This is a genomic window from Anabaena sp. CCY 9910 (assembly GCF_963920875.1).
In the GTDB taxonomy this organism is placed as follows: domain Bacteria; phylum Cyanobacteriota; class Cyanobacteriia; order Cyanobacteriales; family Nostocaceae; genus Trichormus; species Trichormus variabilis.
This window is the reverse complement of record NZ_CAWUDJ010000001.1, coordinates 580,180-596,491: the sequence shown is the minus strand read 5'-3', so window position 1 is coordinate 596,491 and position 16,312 is coordinate 580,180. Positions and strand designations below refer to the sequence as shown.

Sequence of the window (16,312 nt, the reverse complement as noted above, 5' to 3'; positions counted from 1 at the left end):
AATAATGCTCAAAACGCACTAAATACTGCAACCAATAATCGCAATAATGCTCAAAACGCACTAAATACTGCAACCAATAATCGCAATAATGCTCAAACCGCACTAAATACTGCAACTACTAATCGTAATAATGCTCAAACCGCATTAAATACCGCAACTACTAATCGCAATAATGCTCAAACCGCATTAAATACCGCAACTACTAATCGCAATAATGCTCAAACAGAGGTGGACACTGCTACTAGAAATCTAGCTCAAGCTCGAAGAGGAAATTCACAAACAGCCATTCAAAATGCTACTAACGCTCTAAATGAAGCTAATAATAAATTAAGTGCAGCCAATACTGCATTCAACAACGCAACTACTAGCTTTAATACAGCCAATACTGCATTCAACAGCGCAACTACTAGCTTTAATACAGCCAATACTGCATTCAACAACGCAACTACTAGCTTTAATACAGCCAATACCGCATTCAACAACGCAACTACTAGCTTTAATACAGCCAATACCGCATTCAACAACGCAACTACTAGCTTTAATACAGCCAATACTGAATTCAACAACGCAACCACTAGCCTTAATACAGCCAATACTGAACTTACTCAAGCTAATAGTAGATTAGATACAGCTAGAAATGATTTCAACACAGCTAACAGCAACTTTAGTAGAACTGGAAATGAGTTGAATACAGCTACCAATAACTTCAATACAGCAAATAATACTTTTAATACAGCAACTACCAATTTCAATAACGCGAGTAGCAGACGCAACACGGCTGAACAAACTAGAAATCAAGTCAGAGAAGAAACTAGATTAACCATCGAGAACGCTGACAACATGGTTAGAGATGCTCAAGTCTTGAGAGATCAGGCGAAGTTAGAAGCTGATACTGCTGCTAGGATTTCCCAAGAAGCACAGGAAGCAGCTAAAAAAGCTAATGATTGGAGTAAATTAACAAAAAGTACCCTTCAAGATAGATCACAAGACCAAAATTTCCAGTCTTTGCTTCCCCAGTTTCAAGCATTAGTGCAACGGGAAGGCGTAGAAATTCCCGCAGAACAAATTCAAGCTCAAAAACTAGACTTTTCAGAGTTATATTTAAAAAATACTCATAATGTGCGAGTTTGGTTTCTCAACGAAGGTGCTGGCTACAGAAACCAATTGGCTTATGAAGCTGTTAAAGGTAGTCAATACAGCAGTGGAATGGTTTTTGAAGATGTTTCTTGTCTCAGTACACGAAATCAATGTGCCTTAGGGAATTCCGATGGTGTTCTAGATATTGGTGACTTTGTAGACTTGGGTACAATCAGAGGTGGTACACAACTCAACTTTTTGCTCAAGGCAGATGGATATAATAACCCCAATGGGAATATTTATGGTGCAAATTCATTGCTCAACCCAGATGGACTACAACACTTAATGGCTTGGAAAGTCGGTGATTATTTAATGATGGGTTTTGAAGATTTATTTAACGGTGGGGACAAAGATTATAATGATGTGATGATTGTTGTGGATTTCGGTAAGGATAATTTCACAACAAGACGAGTACCAGAACCTTCAGCCACAACTGCGATTATGGCTTTGGGAGCATTCGGTATGTTCAAGGTACGTTCCCGGCGCAAAAACAAATAAGTTTGACAGAGTTAAAAAAATAATTTTTGATGATGAGCAGCAAGCGAGTTGAAACTCCGGCTTGTTGCTTATTTTCGTTATAGGACTTACGTACACAGCTTGTCTGTTGAGACTGGGTATAAGGCTTTAAAAACAAAAGGAATCTGGTGTGTGACTATTGGCCTTACTTAAAGATGTGACAAAAGTCTTTGGTATTTACAAGGCGGACTCATAGCTGTGTAAAAATTACCTCAGGTCTTGGAAATAATGAATCGATGATCTGGAACCCTGGAGATAAATTAAACCGTAATCAGTACGAAATTATACAGGAATTGGGACGGGGACGTTTTGCTATTACTTATCTTGCTCAAAAGGATGGGCAAGAAGTTGTGATTAAAACATTAAATCCCGATGAACTAAATCAACTGAGTAATGAAGATCGCGATCACTTAGAATCAGGCTTTTCCAATGAATCTCTCAAGTTACAAAAATGCCAGCATCCTAATATTGTGCGGGTAATTGAAACATTTATGCAGGGCGGTTTGCTTTGCATGGTCATGGAGTACATACAAGGAAATAATTTAGCTAACATTGTTCAATCTAGGCGCTTTTTACCAGAGCAAGAAGCTTTAAATTACATCCAGCAAATTGGACAAGCACTGATAGAAGTTCATAGACAGGGGTTATTGCATCGTGATGTAAAACCAGAAAACATCGTAGTGCGAGCAGGTACCCATAAAGCTATTTTGATAGATTTCGACTTAGCACGGACAGTTGATAACCCATTAACTAGTCGTGGTGCTAGAGTACATGGATTTACACCAATTGAACTTTACTCCAACTCTAGAAGACAGCAGGCAAGACGAGGAAAGTGGACTGATGTTTACTCTCTCGCGGCTACTTTATATGTATTATTAACAGGGAAACAGCCAGTTAGTTCAATAGACAGACAAGACCAAAATCAGCGATTAATTCCACCTCAAGAATTAAATCCAGAAATAAGCGATCGCACTAATCAAGCTATCCTTCATGCAATGGAACTAGAACCAGATAAGCGTCCTCAGACAGTAGAAGAATGGTTAAAAGAATTAGGATTAATCAAGTCTGCGCCTATTTTGCCTCAACTGCCTTTTAGACAACCTCTGTGGGCATGGATATTAGAAGTCATGGGTGTCTTGGCTTTACTGGCAGCATTAATATCAGGCTTTAAAGATGGTTGGGATTTGTGGAAAGAATTGTTTCCAGACAAGCCCATAATCCCAACAAAAGTTACAAAACCAAATTTACCATCTCCATCTCCCCTAGAAAACAGGTAAACAATATTTGTGATTTTGAAATATTCTGTACATACATAGGAGTTACAAAAAATATCTCAAACTCTTATTTTTGGCGTTGTCTGAATAAATTACTCGATATTCGGGTATTTATTGTACGTATCGTGGTTTCACGAACACAGACACCCACATCCATATAAAATATGCCAGAATCTACAGTATCCATAAATCCATTTTGATATATGTTATGGCAAGAAGGACAGCTAATATATAAGGGCAAATACAAAATAGAAAGATATTTAGGCTTTGGTGGTTTTGCGGTTACTTATCAAGCAATACATACTAGCCTAAATCGTAGGGTCGTCCTCAAAACTCCAAATACTTTTGTCAAAGGCGATCCAGACTATCCTAAATATATCGAACGCTTTAAAAAAGAAGCACGGACACTCGCACAATGTTGTGCAGATGCACATCCTCATATTGTACAAGTCTTCGACTTTGTTGAAGAAGATGATTGTTATTACTTAGAAATGCAATATATAGCAGGTGAAAGTTTATGGAATTATGTGCTATCTCATGGTGCATTATCTGAATTAGAAGCTGTGAAGTATATTAGCCAAATAGGTTCGGCTTTGGTGGAAATACATAAAAAAACAATTTTTCATCTTGATGTTACCCCCTATAATATTATGCTTAATTTTGATGGGGACTTTTTTCAATGTGGTAAAGCGGTACTAATAGACTTTGGTATTGCTGGGGATATGTCCCCACCAAGTAGTCTGTCTAGGACTTTTGGTAATCAAGTATTTGCACCTTATGAATTGATACGTAAAGGAGTTCGTCACCCAACAGTGGATGTTTACTGTTTAGCTGCTTCTTTGTACTATGCAATCACTGGAAAACGACCCACCAATTCTATGGATCGGCATGATGATGAAGAATTAAAATCGCCCAAGGAACTTGTCCCAAATTTGAGTGATGCTGTCAATGAAGCGATTCTTCAAGGTTTGGCATTACAAGCAAAAGACCGACCTCAAACAATGCAAGATTGGCTAAACTTACTTCCAAATATGTCATGGAAAGGAGATGACGCAAAAATCAAGACCAATCCAATAGAATTAATTCCGGTTAAGGATCAATCTCATATACAACCAAGTGACTGGGCTTTTGTTACCTTGAAATCCTTAGTAGAACGTTATGGAGCCATAACAGATGATCCTAATGGTAGATTTAAAGACGATCGCTCCATCACACGCTATGAATTTGCAGCTGGTTTAAATGCTTGTTTAGATCGCGTCAATGAATTGATTGTTACAGCACAATTAAATCTAGTAACTAAGCAAGATTTGGCTAATTTACAACGTTTACAAGAAGAATTCGCTACAGAATTAGTCACCTTATTTAGTATGAAAGGAACTGATGAAAATTACGGTTTTAAATTAAAAGAACCATCAACAAATGCACAAATAAAAGTACAACAAGAGTTGATTTTAATGCGCTTGCAAGAAAAATCGATTCGTTTAAGGGCTAATCTAGCAGAATTGCGTTCTGACGAGTCTCAGGATAATTTAAAACCGGATAGGAATCAACGCTTACGGTCATTACAAGAAGAGATTAGGAGATTACAAGATAAATACAGAAATCAACAACCTGGAAATCAAACTCTTTCATTAGCCATTCATGAAAGTCAGAAACTGCAAGGAAATAAATTATCCAAGGAAATTTTTGCGTCTTCTTCTGCTCCTCGCCCTATCTCTATCCCCCCTGCTTACATAAAGACAAATTATGTAACCAGAAGCTTTCTTGAGGTCTCATTAAATAACGCTACAGACAAATCAGTTTACGCATCAGTCGATGGGGTGATGAAGAAAGTTGCTTGGAATAGAGGTGGTTATGGCAATCTTGTGGAAATCCGCCATGCCGATGGCAGTTTGACTCGCTGTGGACACAATAGCCGAATTTTGGTGCAAGTAGGTCAACAAGTGCGCCAAGGACAACAAATCGCCAAAATAGGTAGCACTGGATTCATTACTAGTCCCCATACCCATTTTGAAATTCATTCATCTGAAAAGGGAAAGGTAAATCCTATAGCCATGCTACCAAGCAACCGCATATAGTTCTTGTCTATATCTCTTAAGTAAAAAATTTCTCTACACACCGGACAAATATCTCTACACCCATTGCTAAGGCGGTTTCATCAAAATCAAATCTGGGGTGATGATGGGGATAGGCTAAATCTTTGTCTGGGTTAGCAGAACCAAGGAAGAAATAACAACCTGGAACTTCTTGCAGAAAGAAAGACATATCTTCACCACCCATTGTTTGACATTCTGGCACGATACCAATGGGAGTTTCGATCACTTCTGCTGCTACAGAACGCACTAATTGAGCGATCGCCTGATCATTAATGACTGGGGGATATAATTCAGTATATTTAAAGTCATATTTTGCGCCATGACTTTGACAAATGCCAGCAATAACTTGCTCAATTCTTTGTGGGAAAAAGCCTTGGAAAACAGGGTTAAAATACCTGACAGTTCCTTTCATAGTGGCTGTATCGGCAATAACATTATGGGTTGTCCCTGCATGGAGTGCGCCGACAGTTACCACTGCGGAATCGATGGGGTTGACATTACGCGCAACGATGGTTTGTAGAGCAGTGACAATTTGGGCAGCAACTACCACAGAATCTACAGTTTGATGGGGTATTGCACCATGTCCGCCTTTGCCGAAAATTGTACAGTCAAATAATTCTACAGCTGCCATCAATGCCCCACTACGGACACCTACAGTTCCCAAAGGTAAGTTATTCCATAGGTGCAAGCCGATAATGGCATCAACATCAGGGTTCTTCAATACTCCAGCCTCAATCATGGGTTTTGCTCCCCCTGGCCCTTCCTCAGCCGGCTGGAAGATGATTTTTATAGTCCCAGCAAGGTTTTGACGATGCTGTTGTAAATAATAAGCTGTGCCGAGTGCGATCGCTGTATGTCCGTCATGTCCACAGGCGTGCATCACACCATTATGCTGTGAGCAGTAAGGCACTTCGTTAAGTTCTTGGATTGGCAAAGCATCCATATCTGCTCGAATTGCCAAGACTTTAGTGCTGGGTTTTTCGCCTTTAATGGTAGCCACTATTCCAGTTTGAGCAATACCTGTTTGATGCTCAATTCCCCATGCTTGTAACTTACTTGAGACAAACGCAGCCGTGATTTTTTCTTGAAAAGCTAGCTCTGGTTTTTGATGCAGTCGTCGTCGCCATTCAACCAATTGGGGTTGCAATGAACGGATTGCTAGCCGCACACGGGATAAGTCAACAGATGCAGGATTGGGAAAGGTGGAAACCATTACGGTTTAGGTAGATAAGGTGGGTGATTTTCCCAGTCTATCGTTATCTCATGGTTATGAGCAGGGGAGCAGACGGATAAGGACATACTGACCGAAGAGGCGGAGGGGCAGGGAGCAGGAAGAGAAGTCGCAAGGAGGGTTTCCCTCCGGGCGAACTTCGGGAGCAGGGGAGCAATAGAAAGCCCAGGAGCCGTGAAGCGGAGCGAAACATGAAGAGAAGTCTGAGCGCCGGCTTCCGGCGATCAGAACTTCGGGGTACGAGCCTCGCCCTTACAGGGCGCTCTTGCTGGGTCGGAGTCTGAGCTTCAGTCCCAGTTTTCCCCCTTGCTCCCTGCCCTCTTCTCCCCTGCTTCTTTTGACCACTGACCAAAAACTAACCCAAGAATGATAGTGATAACAGAAGTTACTGCTAAGAAATATTAAAATCTCGGTTAAAATAGGGCTGCATTAGCTTTTTTTGGATCAAGTAACTTATGCCAGCGAATTCCTGGCCCGACAACGATTCCTACAAAGAGCTTGATCCACTCAATTCCTTGTTGTCTGACCTATCAACAACAGAGGAATCAGTAGTGGAAACACGGGATTTGTCTCTACCATCCCGGTTTCAAGGACGTAGAGGGAAAGCTGCTCTAGTTTTAACAATCGTCTGGAGTGGCACGATCGCTCTACATTTGGTTTCCTGGGGTTCTATTTTTATACTAGGGTTGACTACCGTTTTAGGTATTCATGCTTTAGGAGTAGTTTTTGCTCGACCCCGCCACTATCAAAAAGAGATGCAGGGTAGTTTACCGTTTGTATCTATATTGGTAGCGGCGAAAAATGAGGAAGCTGTCATTGCTAAATTAGCGAAAAATCTTTGTAATCTGGAATATCCCAACGGGCAATACGAAGTTTGGATAATTGATGATAATAGTAGCGATAAAACGCCCCATATCCTAGCAGAACTGGCAAAAGAGTACGACAAACTAAAAGTCCTCAGACGTTCAGCCCAAGCTACTGGTGGTAAATCAGGGGCATTAAATCAGGTTTTACCATTAACTCAGGGTGAAATCATTGCCGTGTTTGATGCTGATGCCCAAGTAGCATCAGATATGCTACTCCATGTAGTACCTTTGTTTCAACGGGAAAAGGTGGGGGCGGTGCAGGTGCGAAAAGCGATCGCCAACGCCAAAGAAAATTTTTGGACAAAGGGGCAAATGGCGGAAATGTCGCTGGATATTTGGTTCCAGCAACAGCGTACCGCCCTGGGAGGCATCGGTGAACTGCGGGGGAACGGTCAATTTGTGCGCCGCCAAGCCTTGGATAGCTGCGGTGGTTGGAATGAAGAAACAATCACTGATGATTTGGATCTGACTTTCCGCCTGCATCTTGACAAATGGGATATTGAATGTTTGTTCTATCCAGCCGTACAGGAAGAAGGCGTAACAACGGCGATCGCTCTTTGGCATCAGCGCAATCGCTGGGCGGAAGGTGGCTATCAGCGCTATTTGGACTATTGGGATTTGATTCTCAAAAACCGCATGGGTACGCGGAAAACTTGGGATATGTTGATGTTCATGCTGACGATGTATATCTTGCCGACAGCAGCAATTCCCGATTTACTCATGGCTGTTGTCCGCCATCGTCCGCCAATTCTAGGCCCGGTGACAGGCTTGTCTGTCACAATGTCCGTCGTCGGAATGTTTGCTGGTTTACGGCGCATACGACAAGAACAAAAATTCCAAGTTCACACCCCCTTTGTCTTGTTACTACAAACAATGCGTGGCACCTTATATATGCTGCACTGGTTAGTAGTGATGAGCAGCACCACAGCGCGGATGTCATTCCGACCCAAGCGCTTGAAGTGGGTGAAAACCGTCCATACAGGAAGTGGGGAATAGTTCCTACGAGAAATTCAAAATGCAAAATGCAAAATTCAGTTTGGATTTTGCATTTTTTTGTTAGTTGTTAAGCTGTCAGTTGTCAGTTGTTAGTTGTCCATAGTCAATTTTTTTCCCCCTGCCCCCTGCCCCCTGCCTTATTCATCCTCTAAATCTGACTCATCCGTCCACTCAGATGTAGCCATTTCTGATAATGCTTCGCCATCGTCGGTAAATCGGATGATTTGCCCATCAAAGAATTTTGCCAGACGTTGGGCTGCGATCGCCACTTCATCAGTTTCCCACTCAGGTAGAGGTGCTTGGTTCTCTTTTGGGGGTGGTGTTTTTGCCCCTCCTGTACTTGGGGAGATGGGTGTAGTTTTTGGAGTTGGGGCGGTTGCGGTAGGTTGTGGGGGAGGTGTAGTTGGCTTTTGGTTGCTGTAGGTTGGTGACGGTGGCTGTTGTACGCTGGCAGTACCGTTATGACCGTTACCATTGCTGTTACCATTACTATTGGTTGGCGGTATTTTCCTGACTGTAGTAGCGTTTGATGGGTTGCCTCTTTCTAACGTTACCTGAATTTCCCGATTAAAAGTTTGTTGGAAAGCTGCCGTAATCATAGGTAAGTCAGACTTAACTTTGTCATACCACGCAGCTTTGACACCAATACGAGCCACAGTACCTGCAAAATCGATGAGGTAACACATTTGACCCAGTAAGGCGCGTCTGGGGATTTGTTGAATATTATTGAGGACTTGCTGCCAAATTTGAGCAAAGTTCTCTTCTGAGGGACTGGGGATTGGGGACTGGGGAGTAGGGGAAGATGTAGCTTTAACTTCCTCCACGATGGGGGATGAGATGGATGGGGGTGTGTCGGGGGTTTCTTGGTGGTTGGAGGCTTCTGGTGGGGGTGGAGGAGGGGGTTGTGGAGATGGGTTTTGTGGGGGCGCTTTTGGGGAAACTTGCTGTGGTGCTGGGCGATGGTTGCTTGGTGTCAGGGCTATCGCTGCGGGTTGAATATTGGCGCTTGGTAATAATCCTAGTAATGTCACTTCCAACCATAAACGTGGTTGAGTGGTGTGTTTAATTTGCAGTTCTGCTTCTTGTAAATGTTTCTGCCCTAGTAAGATGGTACTTATGGGCAAAGATTGGGCAGATTCAACTAGTGCTTTCCATGTCTGCTGAGTACAAGCAACTAAATTATGACGATTGGGTGCGGTTTTGGCTATGAGTAAATCGCGGTAGAAGGCGGCTAGGTTTTGCAGAATGGTTAAGGGTTCTCGACCACGATCTAAGATTTGTCTGGTAGAGTCTAATACTAATTCTGGGTTATCTTGGGCGATCGCTGCCAATAAAACTAACAAATCTTGTTCGCTAACTGAACCGACTAAATCCCATACTTGCTCTGGTGTGACTTCGTTAGGTAATAAGGCTAATTGGTCGAGTAAACTTTCTGCATCTCGTAATCCGCCTTGGGATAACTGAGCTACTAAGGTGACAGCTTCTAGGGAAATGTTAATATTTTCCTTTGAGGCGATCGTACTTAAGTGCTTGACCATCGCCTCTAGTTGAATGCGCCGAAAATCAAATCTTTGACAACGAGAAATAATCGTAGGTAACACTCGTTGGGGGTCGGTTGTCGCTAAAACAAAAACTACGTGCTTAGGTGGTTCTTCCAGTGTTTTCAGTAACGCATTGAATGCCGCACTACTGAGCATATGACAATTATGGACTAGAAGCCCATTAGCAACAAAGTTGTGATTATCCTCTACCTCGATATCGTATACCCTCTCAACTCCACCGAGGCGGACAGATTCGACCTTCTCCAAATTTGTAGTCCATTGTGGGTATTGAGTATTGATGCAGGTCTGCCAACCATTTTCTACTGGTGTTTCCTCCCGTACCATACTTGTAGATGAGTTTGCCACATCCACATTCACAGGGGATAGTATCTTCACTCCTTCTTTGACGTTTTTTGCTGGTATCCATCCTTGGTCTGTTCTAATTAAATGATTACCCGTACATCTAATCGTTCTATTAGTTGTCTTGATAACCAGTATTTCTCGTTCACCCTGGTCTAACCATCTAACAACTTTTTTGAATTCCCAGTTTTGTAATGAATCGTTGTAACTGAGAACTTGCTTGCCTTTAATTTGGGGGTCGTCGATCCTCATCAGACCGTCACTTGTCCAAACCAGAGCATCTCCTGTGAGACATTCATCGATTACATAAACCTTATACCGACACTGCACGGGGGCGAATTGGGCTTTTTCAATTAATTCGCGGATATTGTCTACACCAGTGTTACTGGCGGCATCAATTTCGATTACGTCCAGGGAGTAGCCTTTGGTGATTCCCTGACAAACATCACAAACGCCACAGGGTTCGGCTGTGGGTTTGTCACTGTTGAGACAGTTGAGGGATTTAGCCAGAATCCGGGCGCTGGAGGTTTTACCTGTACCTCTGGGGCCAGTGAATAAATACGCTGGAGCTATTTTAGCTGTACGGATAGCATTTGTGAGTGTGGTAGCGATCGCCTCTTGCCCCACCAGTTCAGCAAAACTCTTTGGGCGATACTTGTGGTGCAGGGGTACATAAGACATGGGTGAAAAAAGTCAATACCTTCTAGGGTTGATTTGCTAAGTTGTTGTGCTTTAAATTTACTTACACCCAATCATGAGAATTTTTGCCCCCAAAGAGTCTGACCATTTTGAATCGTGAATGAAGTTAAACCATTTTAAACTTTGCCACTCATATTGTGAGCTGTGACATACCCTAGAAGAGACTGTGAAATTCACTTACATATATTTACTTGACTAAGGCAACAGTGCGCTTTGCGCCCGCTTTAGGCGGCTACAATCTTAGGGGACACAATAGTAAATGGTACAGCAAATGCTCAGGCGGCTAGTCCAATGGCTTAAAAGCTTTTTTCAAGGCTTGTTTGGTGGGGGTAGGAAACAGACTGCGGTGAAAACTAGTCCTAGCGTGACAAAACAACCAGCTCCACCCCTGGGTGATACAGATTTAGAATTTCTGTTCACCGAACTTCTCGAAGGAGTGCATCAGGCGCGGGGCCAGGCTTGGGCTGTAAAGTGGCTGCAAAAAATTGAGCATCGTGTGACAACTGCACAATGGGTAGAATGGTTAAGGCGTTTTGGCGAAAAATTACTAGCATCCTCCTCACCAAATAATGAATTAGCAGCTCGATTAGTGCAACTCGGAGAATTGGGCGTGGGGGAACTGGGAGATGTCGCCTACGAGATTGGGATGCAGGTATTGAGCCGTAATCAAGGCGAACCGATTTGGGAATATGATGGCCCAGACTTAGATAGTACTGATGTATTATATCCAGAGGAAAGCGTTTCCGCAACTGAGGAAAACCCAGAAGGAGAATATCAAACGGTTACTCTTGAACAGTTATTTGAGATGCTGCAAGAGGATGAAAACTTACGCCAACAGATTGCCGAACAGCTAGCGATTGAAACCGATGATCCCCAGGTGATTGTCGAGGCATTGATGAATCAATATTATGCTGCCAGTCAACAAGCAACAGAATAATCACTGCATATAATTCAACACGGTTTAAGTAGACAGGGGAAGCAGGAAGAGAAGTCGCAAGGAGGGTTTCCCTCCGGGCGAACTTCCCTACGGGACGCTACGCGAACGGGGAGACAGGGGAGGAAAGAGGGTTAAAGGCTAAAAAATCTTTATTGACGAAATCGTCTGAGGAATAATCTTATGAATTTATTGTTACAGGAAATCCCAGCGTCAGAACTTGCTCCTCAAACAATTCAGGAAACGCCGCCACCAGGTAAAGACCCTCTGATTGCTAGGGGTCTACAAAGAGAACAGTACTTTGCTATTTTCGGTTTAGCAATTATTGTGATTGCTGCTGTGGGATTTTTCAGTCGTAGATTGGAATATGCACTGATATTAGCTTTTGTTCTCAGTGCTGTTTTAATAGCTGTATTTTTATTTATCTAGGTGAACTACCAGATTTAGCGGGGAAGGCGGGATTTATTTAATATCAGCCACGCTTCGGGGATGCAGAATTGAAGCTACAAGCCTTTCGTAGACAGAGACTAGGCGTTGGCATAGGTTCTTATAGGCCAGCCTACTACATATAAATATGAAAAACTCTATTAATTTTAGTGGATTTCACGTAAATCATGAATTATCATGAGTTGTTCAACACAGCGATCGCTACAATCTAGGGTAAATAAAATTTAAGAGTATGGCAAATGCTCACTCGGCTATTTCAGTGGCTTAAAACTTTTGACAAGCACCCTGTTGATGATCCACAAACTGATTATTTCAAGGGTGTCAAGGAACAGGTGGCAGAAGAACCACCTGAGCTAACTAATGCGGATTTGGAAGTGTTGTTTAATCAGTTGCTGCAAGGCGTGAATCAAGGGCGCGGTCAGCAGTGGGCAATTAGGTATTTGCAACGGATGGAAGACCGCATTAGTGTTGAGCGCTGGATAGATTGGCTGTTGGTATTTGGGGAAAAATTACTGATGTCACCTGCACCAAATCATCATTTAGGTAGACAAATGGTGACTCTGGGTGAACTAGGGATTGGCAAGGTAGGAGAGCTTTCTTATGATATTGGCATCCGTTTACTAGATAGGGAATTTATAGAAATAAATGAAGTGAATGAGGAGACAGAAGTATCATCAACTACAGTTCCCCAAACTAGCGATCGTCTCTCAGATTCGCCAGGACAGGAATTAATCCGCAATCTCGGAGATTTATTATGGGACTCCACTGAACCAGAAACAGCTACTCACCAGACACAATCAGAAATTGATCATCTTGATGAAGATACAATCACCAGCTTGCAAGAACTGAGTTGGGAATATCACGCAGTCCCCACTGGCTCAGTTGATGAGGATACAATCAAAAATTTGCAGGAACTGAGTTGGGAATATCACATAACTCCCAGTGAATTAGTGGATGATCACATTATCGAAAATCCTCCAGAACTTAGTTGGCAAGAGCCAATAGCCCCAACTGATGTAGTTGTTGATGCCACGACAAACTTACAAGAACTAACTTGGGAATATCAACAAGCCGAATTGACAGCACCACCTTTACTGATGCCGGCGCAAGAAGATGTCATCAGTAACTTAAGTGAACTGGTATTAGATTATCGAGAACAAAACTCAGCAGCCATAGTATCCACCCAAAGCGATTGGGATCAGTCTTTAGTCAATTTAGATCCCAATGTTGCTTACACTTTGGATGAGTTAATGGTGCGCTTGGATCAAAGTACTAATTTAGTCCAGCAATTGGCGGCTAATTTGATAGTACAGAACAACCAACCGCCAGCTATTATCAACGAGCATTCTAATGCTTTTGTCAAGGCGCAAGAATTATTTTACCAAGGGTTGCAGTTAGCTAAGACTGGTGATTTGTCAGGGGCGATCGCTAATTATGAGCAAGCAATTCAATTAAACCCCAATTCCTATGAATACTGGTTTAATCGTGGTTTAACTTTATTCCATTTAGAAAGGTTTGTGGAAGCGATCGCCTCCTATGACCAAGCTATTGAAATCAAACCGGATTACTACAAGGCTTGGTATAACAGGGGTGGGACTTTGGGGCAGTTAGGACTGTATGAGGAAGCGGTGTCCTCACTCAAACAAGCGATTACTATTCAGCCTGATATGCCAGGGGCTTGGTCTAGTAAGGGTTGGGCAGAATTGAAGTTGGGACAAATCGCAGAAGCTATTGCGAGTTACGATGAAGCCCTACTTTTATCACCAGAAGACCAGGAAAATTGGTATTACCGAGGTATTGCGTTAGGTGTAGATGAACAATATGAAGCGGCCATAGATTCCTACGACAAAGCCTTGGAGATTCAACCAGACTTCCATGAGGTGTGGATTGACCGGGGTGTGGTCTTATTTAATTTAAAACAATGGTCGGAAGCGATCGCCTCTTGGGATCAAGCCTTATCAATTCAGGCAGATTTTTACTTAGCTTGGTATAACCGGGGTGTAGCTTTAGAAAATTTAGGTCGTCGTGAAGAAGCGATCGCCTCCTATAAGCAAGCGATAGCCATTAAGCCAGATTTTCACCTCGCCTGGTATAACCAAGCTGTAGCGCTATTTTACTTAGAACGATTTTTAGAAGCGATCGTTTGTTATGACAATGCTTTACAAATCAAGCTGGACTACTGGGAAGCTTGGATTGGTCGCGGGACGGCCATCGGTAATTTAAATGAGACAGAAACACTACTAAATTTATTAACTACCATAGCTGCAAATAATTTTGCCTTAAAGCAGGCTGGCTATGAAGGTAAATTAGCTAGTTATCAGGAAGGTTTAAAACATATTCGCCCAGACACCCACCCAGAAGGTTGGGGAAGATTACATCTGGCGATCGCTAATACTTATTACGAACAAGGTAAAAAATATTCTACATCCCGTAACTATTGGCGCAAAGCTGTAACCGAGTACAATCAAGCCCTATTAACCCTCACCAGTGCAGGTTTTCCTCAGTTACATTTAGAAGTTCTCCAGTCCCTTGTTAAAGCATTGCTAGGACTAGGACAAACAACACAAGCCCAAGAATTTCAGCAACGCGGCTCTAGGTTATTACAACAACTACTGAATGAACCAACTCGCACCGCAGAAATTAAAAAACAACTAGCACTCAAATTTGCGGGATTCGCACAACTAGCCGTTGATGTAGCTGTAGAATATGGTGATTTAGTAGAAGCTTGGGAAATAGCAGAACAGGGAAAAAATGCTTGTTTAACTTGGCTATTATGCGGCTGGAACGCAGATATTCAACCACTAAATTATCGTGCAGTTCAACAATTACTTAATCCCCACACCGCAATTATTTACTGGCATATTAGCCCAGTCGCTTTACATACCTTTATTGTCAAAGACCAAGCCCCATCACCAATTCTTGTTTTCACACCAGTCCAAGATTTAGGAGCAATTAACGCCACACCTCTGCAAGATTTACCTCTACCCGAAGCTACGAGACGACTAATTGCCTTTGAAAATTGGTTAGAAGATTGGCAGCAAAACTATCAAGATTATCATCAACAAGCCCAAGACCAACAAAGCAAAAGTAATCATCCTTGGCGGTTGGAGATGGAACACAAGCTATTGCAGCTAAAGGAAATTCTAGAAATTGACACCATTCAACAAGAACTTGAAGATATTACTCAACTGATTTTAGTCCCCCACCGTGATTTATTTAGAGTGCCTCTTCATTGCTTGTTTCCAATGTCTAACTCCTCAGAAGCAATACCAAATGCAGATATCGCCTATCTGCCGAGTATTCAAATAGCTTTATCCGCAAAAAATGCTAATATTAGCCAATTTGTCAATCAAACACTATTGAGTGTTGAATATCCTGATAGTACAGCTTACCCGACCTTGAGATTTGCTAACTTAGAAGCCGAAGTTGTTAGCCAGATGTTTAACAATCGTCAACGGCTCCAAGGTGTAGAGGCTACTAAAAATAATTTTGAAGATGCTGTCTTTAGTAATTATAATGTGTTGCATTTCGCAGGTCAGGCAATTAATAGGTTAACAGATCCTCAAAGATCAGAATTAGCCCTAGCAGGTGAAGATAAATTTACCTTGGCAGAAATCTGTGAAACAAATTTATCAACTTATAACTTAGTAACTCTCTCTACTTGTGAAACTGCAACTAATACTAACCAAGTAACTACCAGTGAATATGTAGATTTAGTAAGTGCGTTTTTCTATAAAGGTGTTTCTCAAGTTGTCAGCACTCTCTGGACTGTAGAATCATCAGCCAGCGCTTTAGTCATCATTGAATTTTACCGACGACTACAGTTAGTACAATCAGCAAGTACGGCTTTGGCTGAAGCTACAGGTTGGCTGAGAGAATTAACTGCATCGGAATTAACACAATGGTATGAAGATTTACTCAGCAACCTAGACCCGCAAGAGTTAAAGCTCAGAGCTTATTTAGCAACACATTTGTATAGAATTAGCAAAATGCCTGCTGATAAAAATCTATATTCTCATCCTTATTATTGGGCAGCTTTTACAGTTACAGGTAAGCCGAATACAACAAGGTAACAGTTCAAAATACCCTACGGGAAGCTAAAGCTACAAAATTCAAAATAGCCTACGGCAAGGCTGCGCCAACAAAATTAAAGACAGTTGGAGTCGGGGATGTTTTTTACCCCAACTCAAATGTATCAACCTGCGATCGCATTGC

At 42.2% G+C, this 16,312-nt stretch carries 9 protein-coding genes; 7 read left to right on the top strand and 2 right to left on the bottom strand.

Annotated features, from left to right (window positions below):
• The 3 genes from ACM5QX_RS02545 to ACM5QX_RS02535 all read left to right on the top strand — a co-directional run.
• A partial coding sequence (locus ACM5QX_RS02545; protein ID WP_414752239.1) for a DUF4114 domain-containing protein occupies positions 1-1,635 on the top strand: 1,635 nt, incomplete at its 5' end.
• A 254-nt stretch (positions 1,636-1,889) separates the two neighbouring features.
• Positions 1,890-2,930 (top strand): serine/threonine protein kinase, encoded by a 1,041-nt coding sequence (locus ACM5QX_RS02540; RefSeq protein ID WP_414752238.1) that lies wholly within the window; start codon positions 1,890-1,892, stop codon positions 2,928-2,930.
• A 200-nt stretch (positions 2,931-3,130) separates the two neighbouring features.
• Entirely contained in the window at positions 3,131-5,005 is a 1,875-nt protein-coding gene (locus ACM5QX_RS02535) for an iron uptake porin (RefSeq protein ID WP_414752237.1), read from the top strand.
• A gap of 16 nt (positions 5,006-5,021) precedes the next feature.
• On the opposite strand, the gene ACM5QX_RS02530 is transcribed toward ACM5QX_RS02535, so the two are convergent.
• Positions 5,022-6,236, bottom strand: coding sequence for a M20 family metallopeptidase (locus tag ACM5QX_RS02530; protein ID WP_414752236.1), 1,215 nt, complete (start codon positions 6,234-6,236; stop codon positions 5,022-5,024).
• A gap of 473 nt (positions 6,237-6,709) precedes the next feature.
• Here ACM5QX_RS02530 and ACM5QX_RS02525 point away from each other — a divergent pair, with 473 nt between their 5' ends.
• Positions 6,710-8,116 carry a glycosyltransferase gene (locus ACM5QX_RS02525; protein ID WP_414752235.1) on the top strand — a complete coding sequence of 469 codons (1,407 nt, stop codon included), beginning with the start codon at positions 6,710-6,712 and terminating at the stop codon, positions 8,114-8,116.
• A 137-nt stretch (positions 8,117-8,253) separates the two neighbouring features.
• Here ACM5QX_RS02525 and dnaX read toward each other — a convergent pair whose 3' ends face one another.
• Positions 8,254-10,698, bottom strand: a complete 2,445-nt coding sequence (gene dnaX / locus ACM5QX_RS02520) for a DNA polymerase III subunit gamma/tau (RefSeq protein ID WP_414752234.1) — start codon at positions 10,696-10,698, stop codon at positions 8,254-8,256.
• A gap of 277 nt (positions 10,699-10,975) precedes the next feature.
• On the opposite strand from dnaX, the gene ACM5QX_RS02515 reads away from it, so the two are divergent.
• From ACM5QX_RS02515 to ACM5QX_RS02505, 3 genes are all read left to right on the top strand, one after another.
• Positions 10,976-11,653, top strand: a complete 678-nt coding sequence (locus tag ACM5QX_RS02515) for a hypothetical protein (RefSeq protein ID WP_414752233.1) — start codon at positions 10,976-10,978, stop codon at positions 11,651-11,653.
• Between the two features lie 180 nt (positions 11,654-11,833).
• Entirely contained in the window at positions 11,834-12,079 is a 246-nt protein-coding gene (locus ACM5QX_RS02510; RefSeq protein ID WP_414752232.1) for a hypothetical protein, read from the top strand.
• A 257-nt stretch (positions 12,080-12,336) separates the two neighbouring features.
• On the top strand, positions 12,337-16,170 hold the full coding sequence (locus ACM5QX_RS02505) for a CHAT domain-containing protein (RefSeq protein WP_414752231.1): 3,834 nt from the start codon (positions 12,337-12,339) through the stop codon (positions 16,168-16,170).
• The last annotated feature ends 142 nt before the right edge of the window (positions 16,171-16,312 follow it).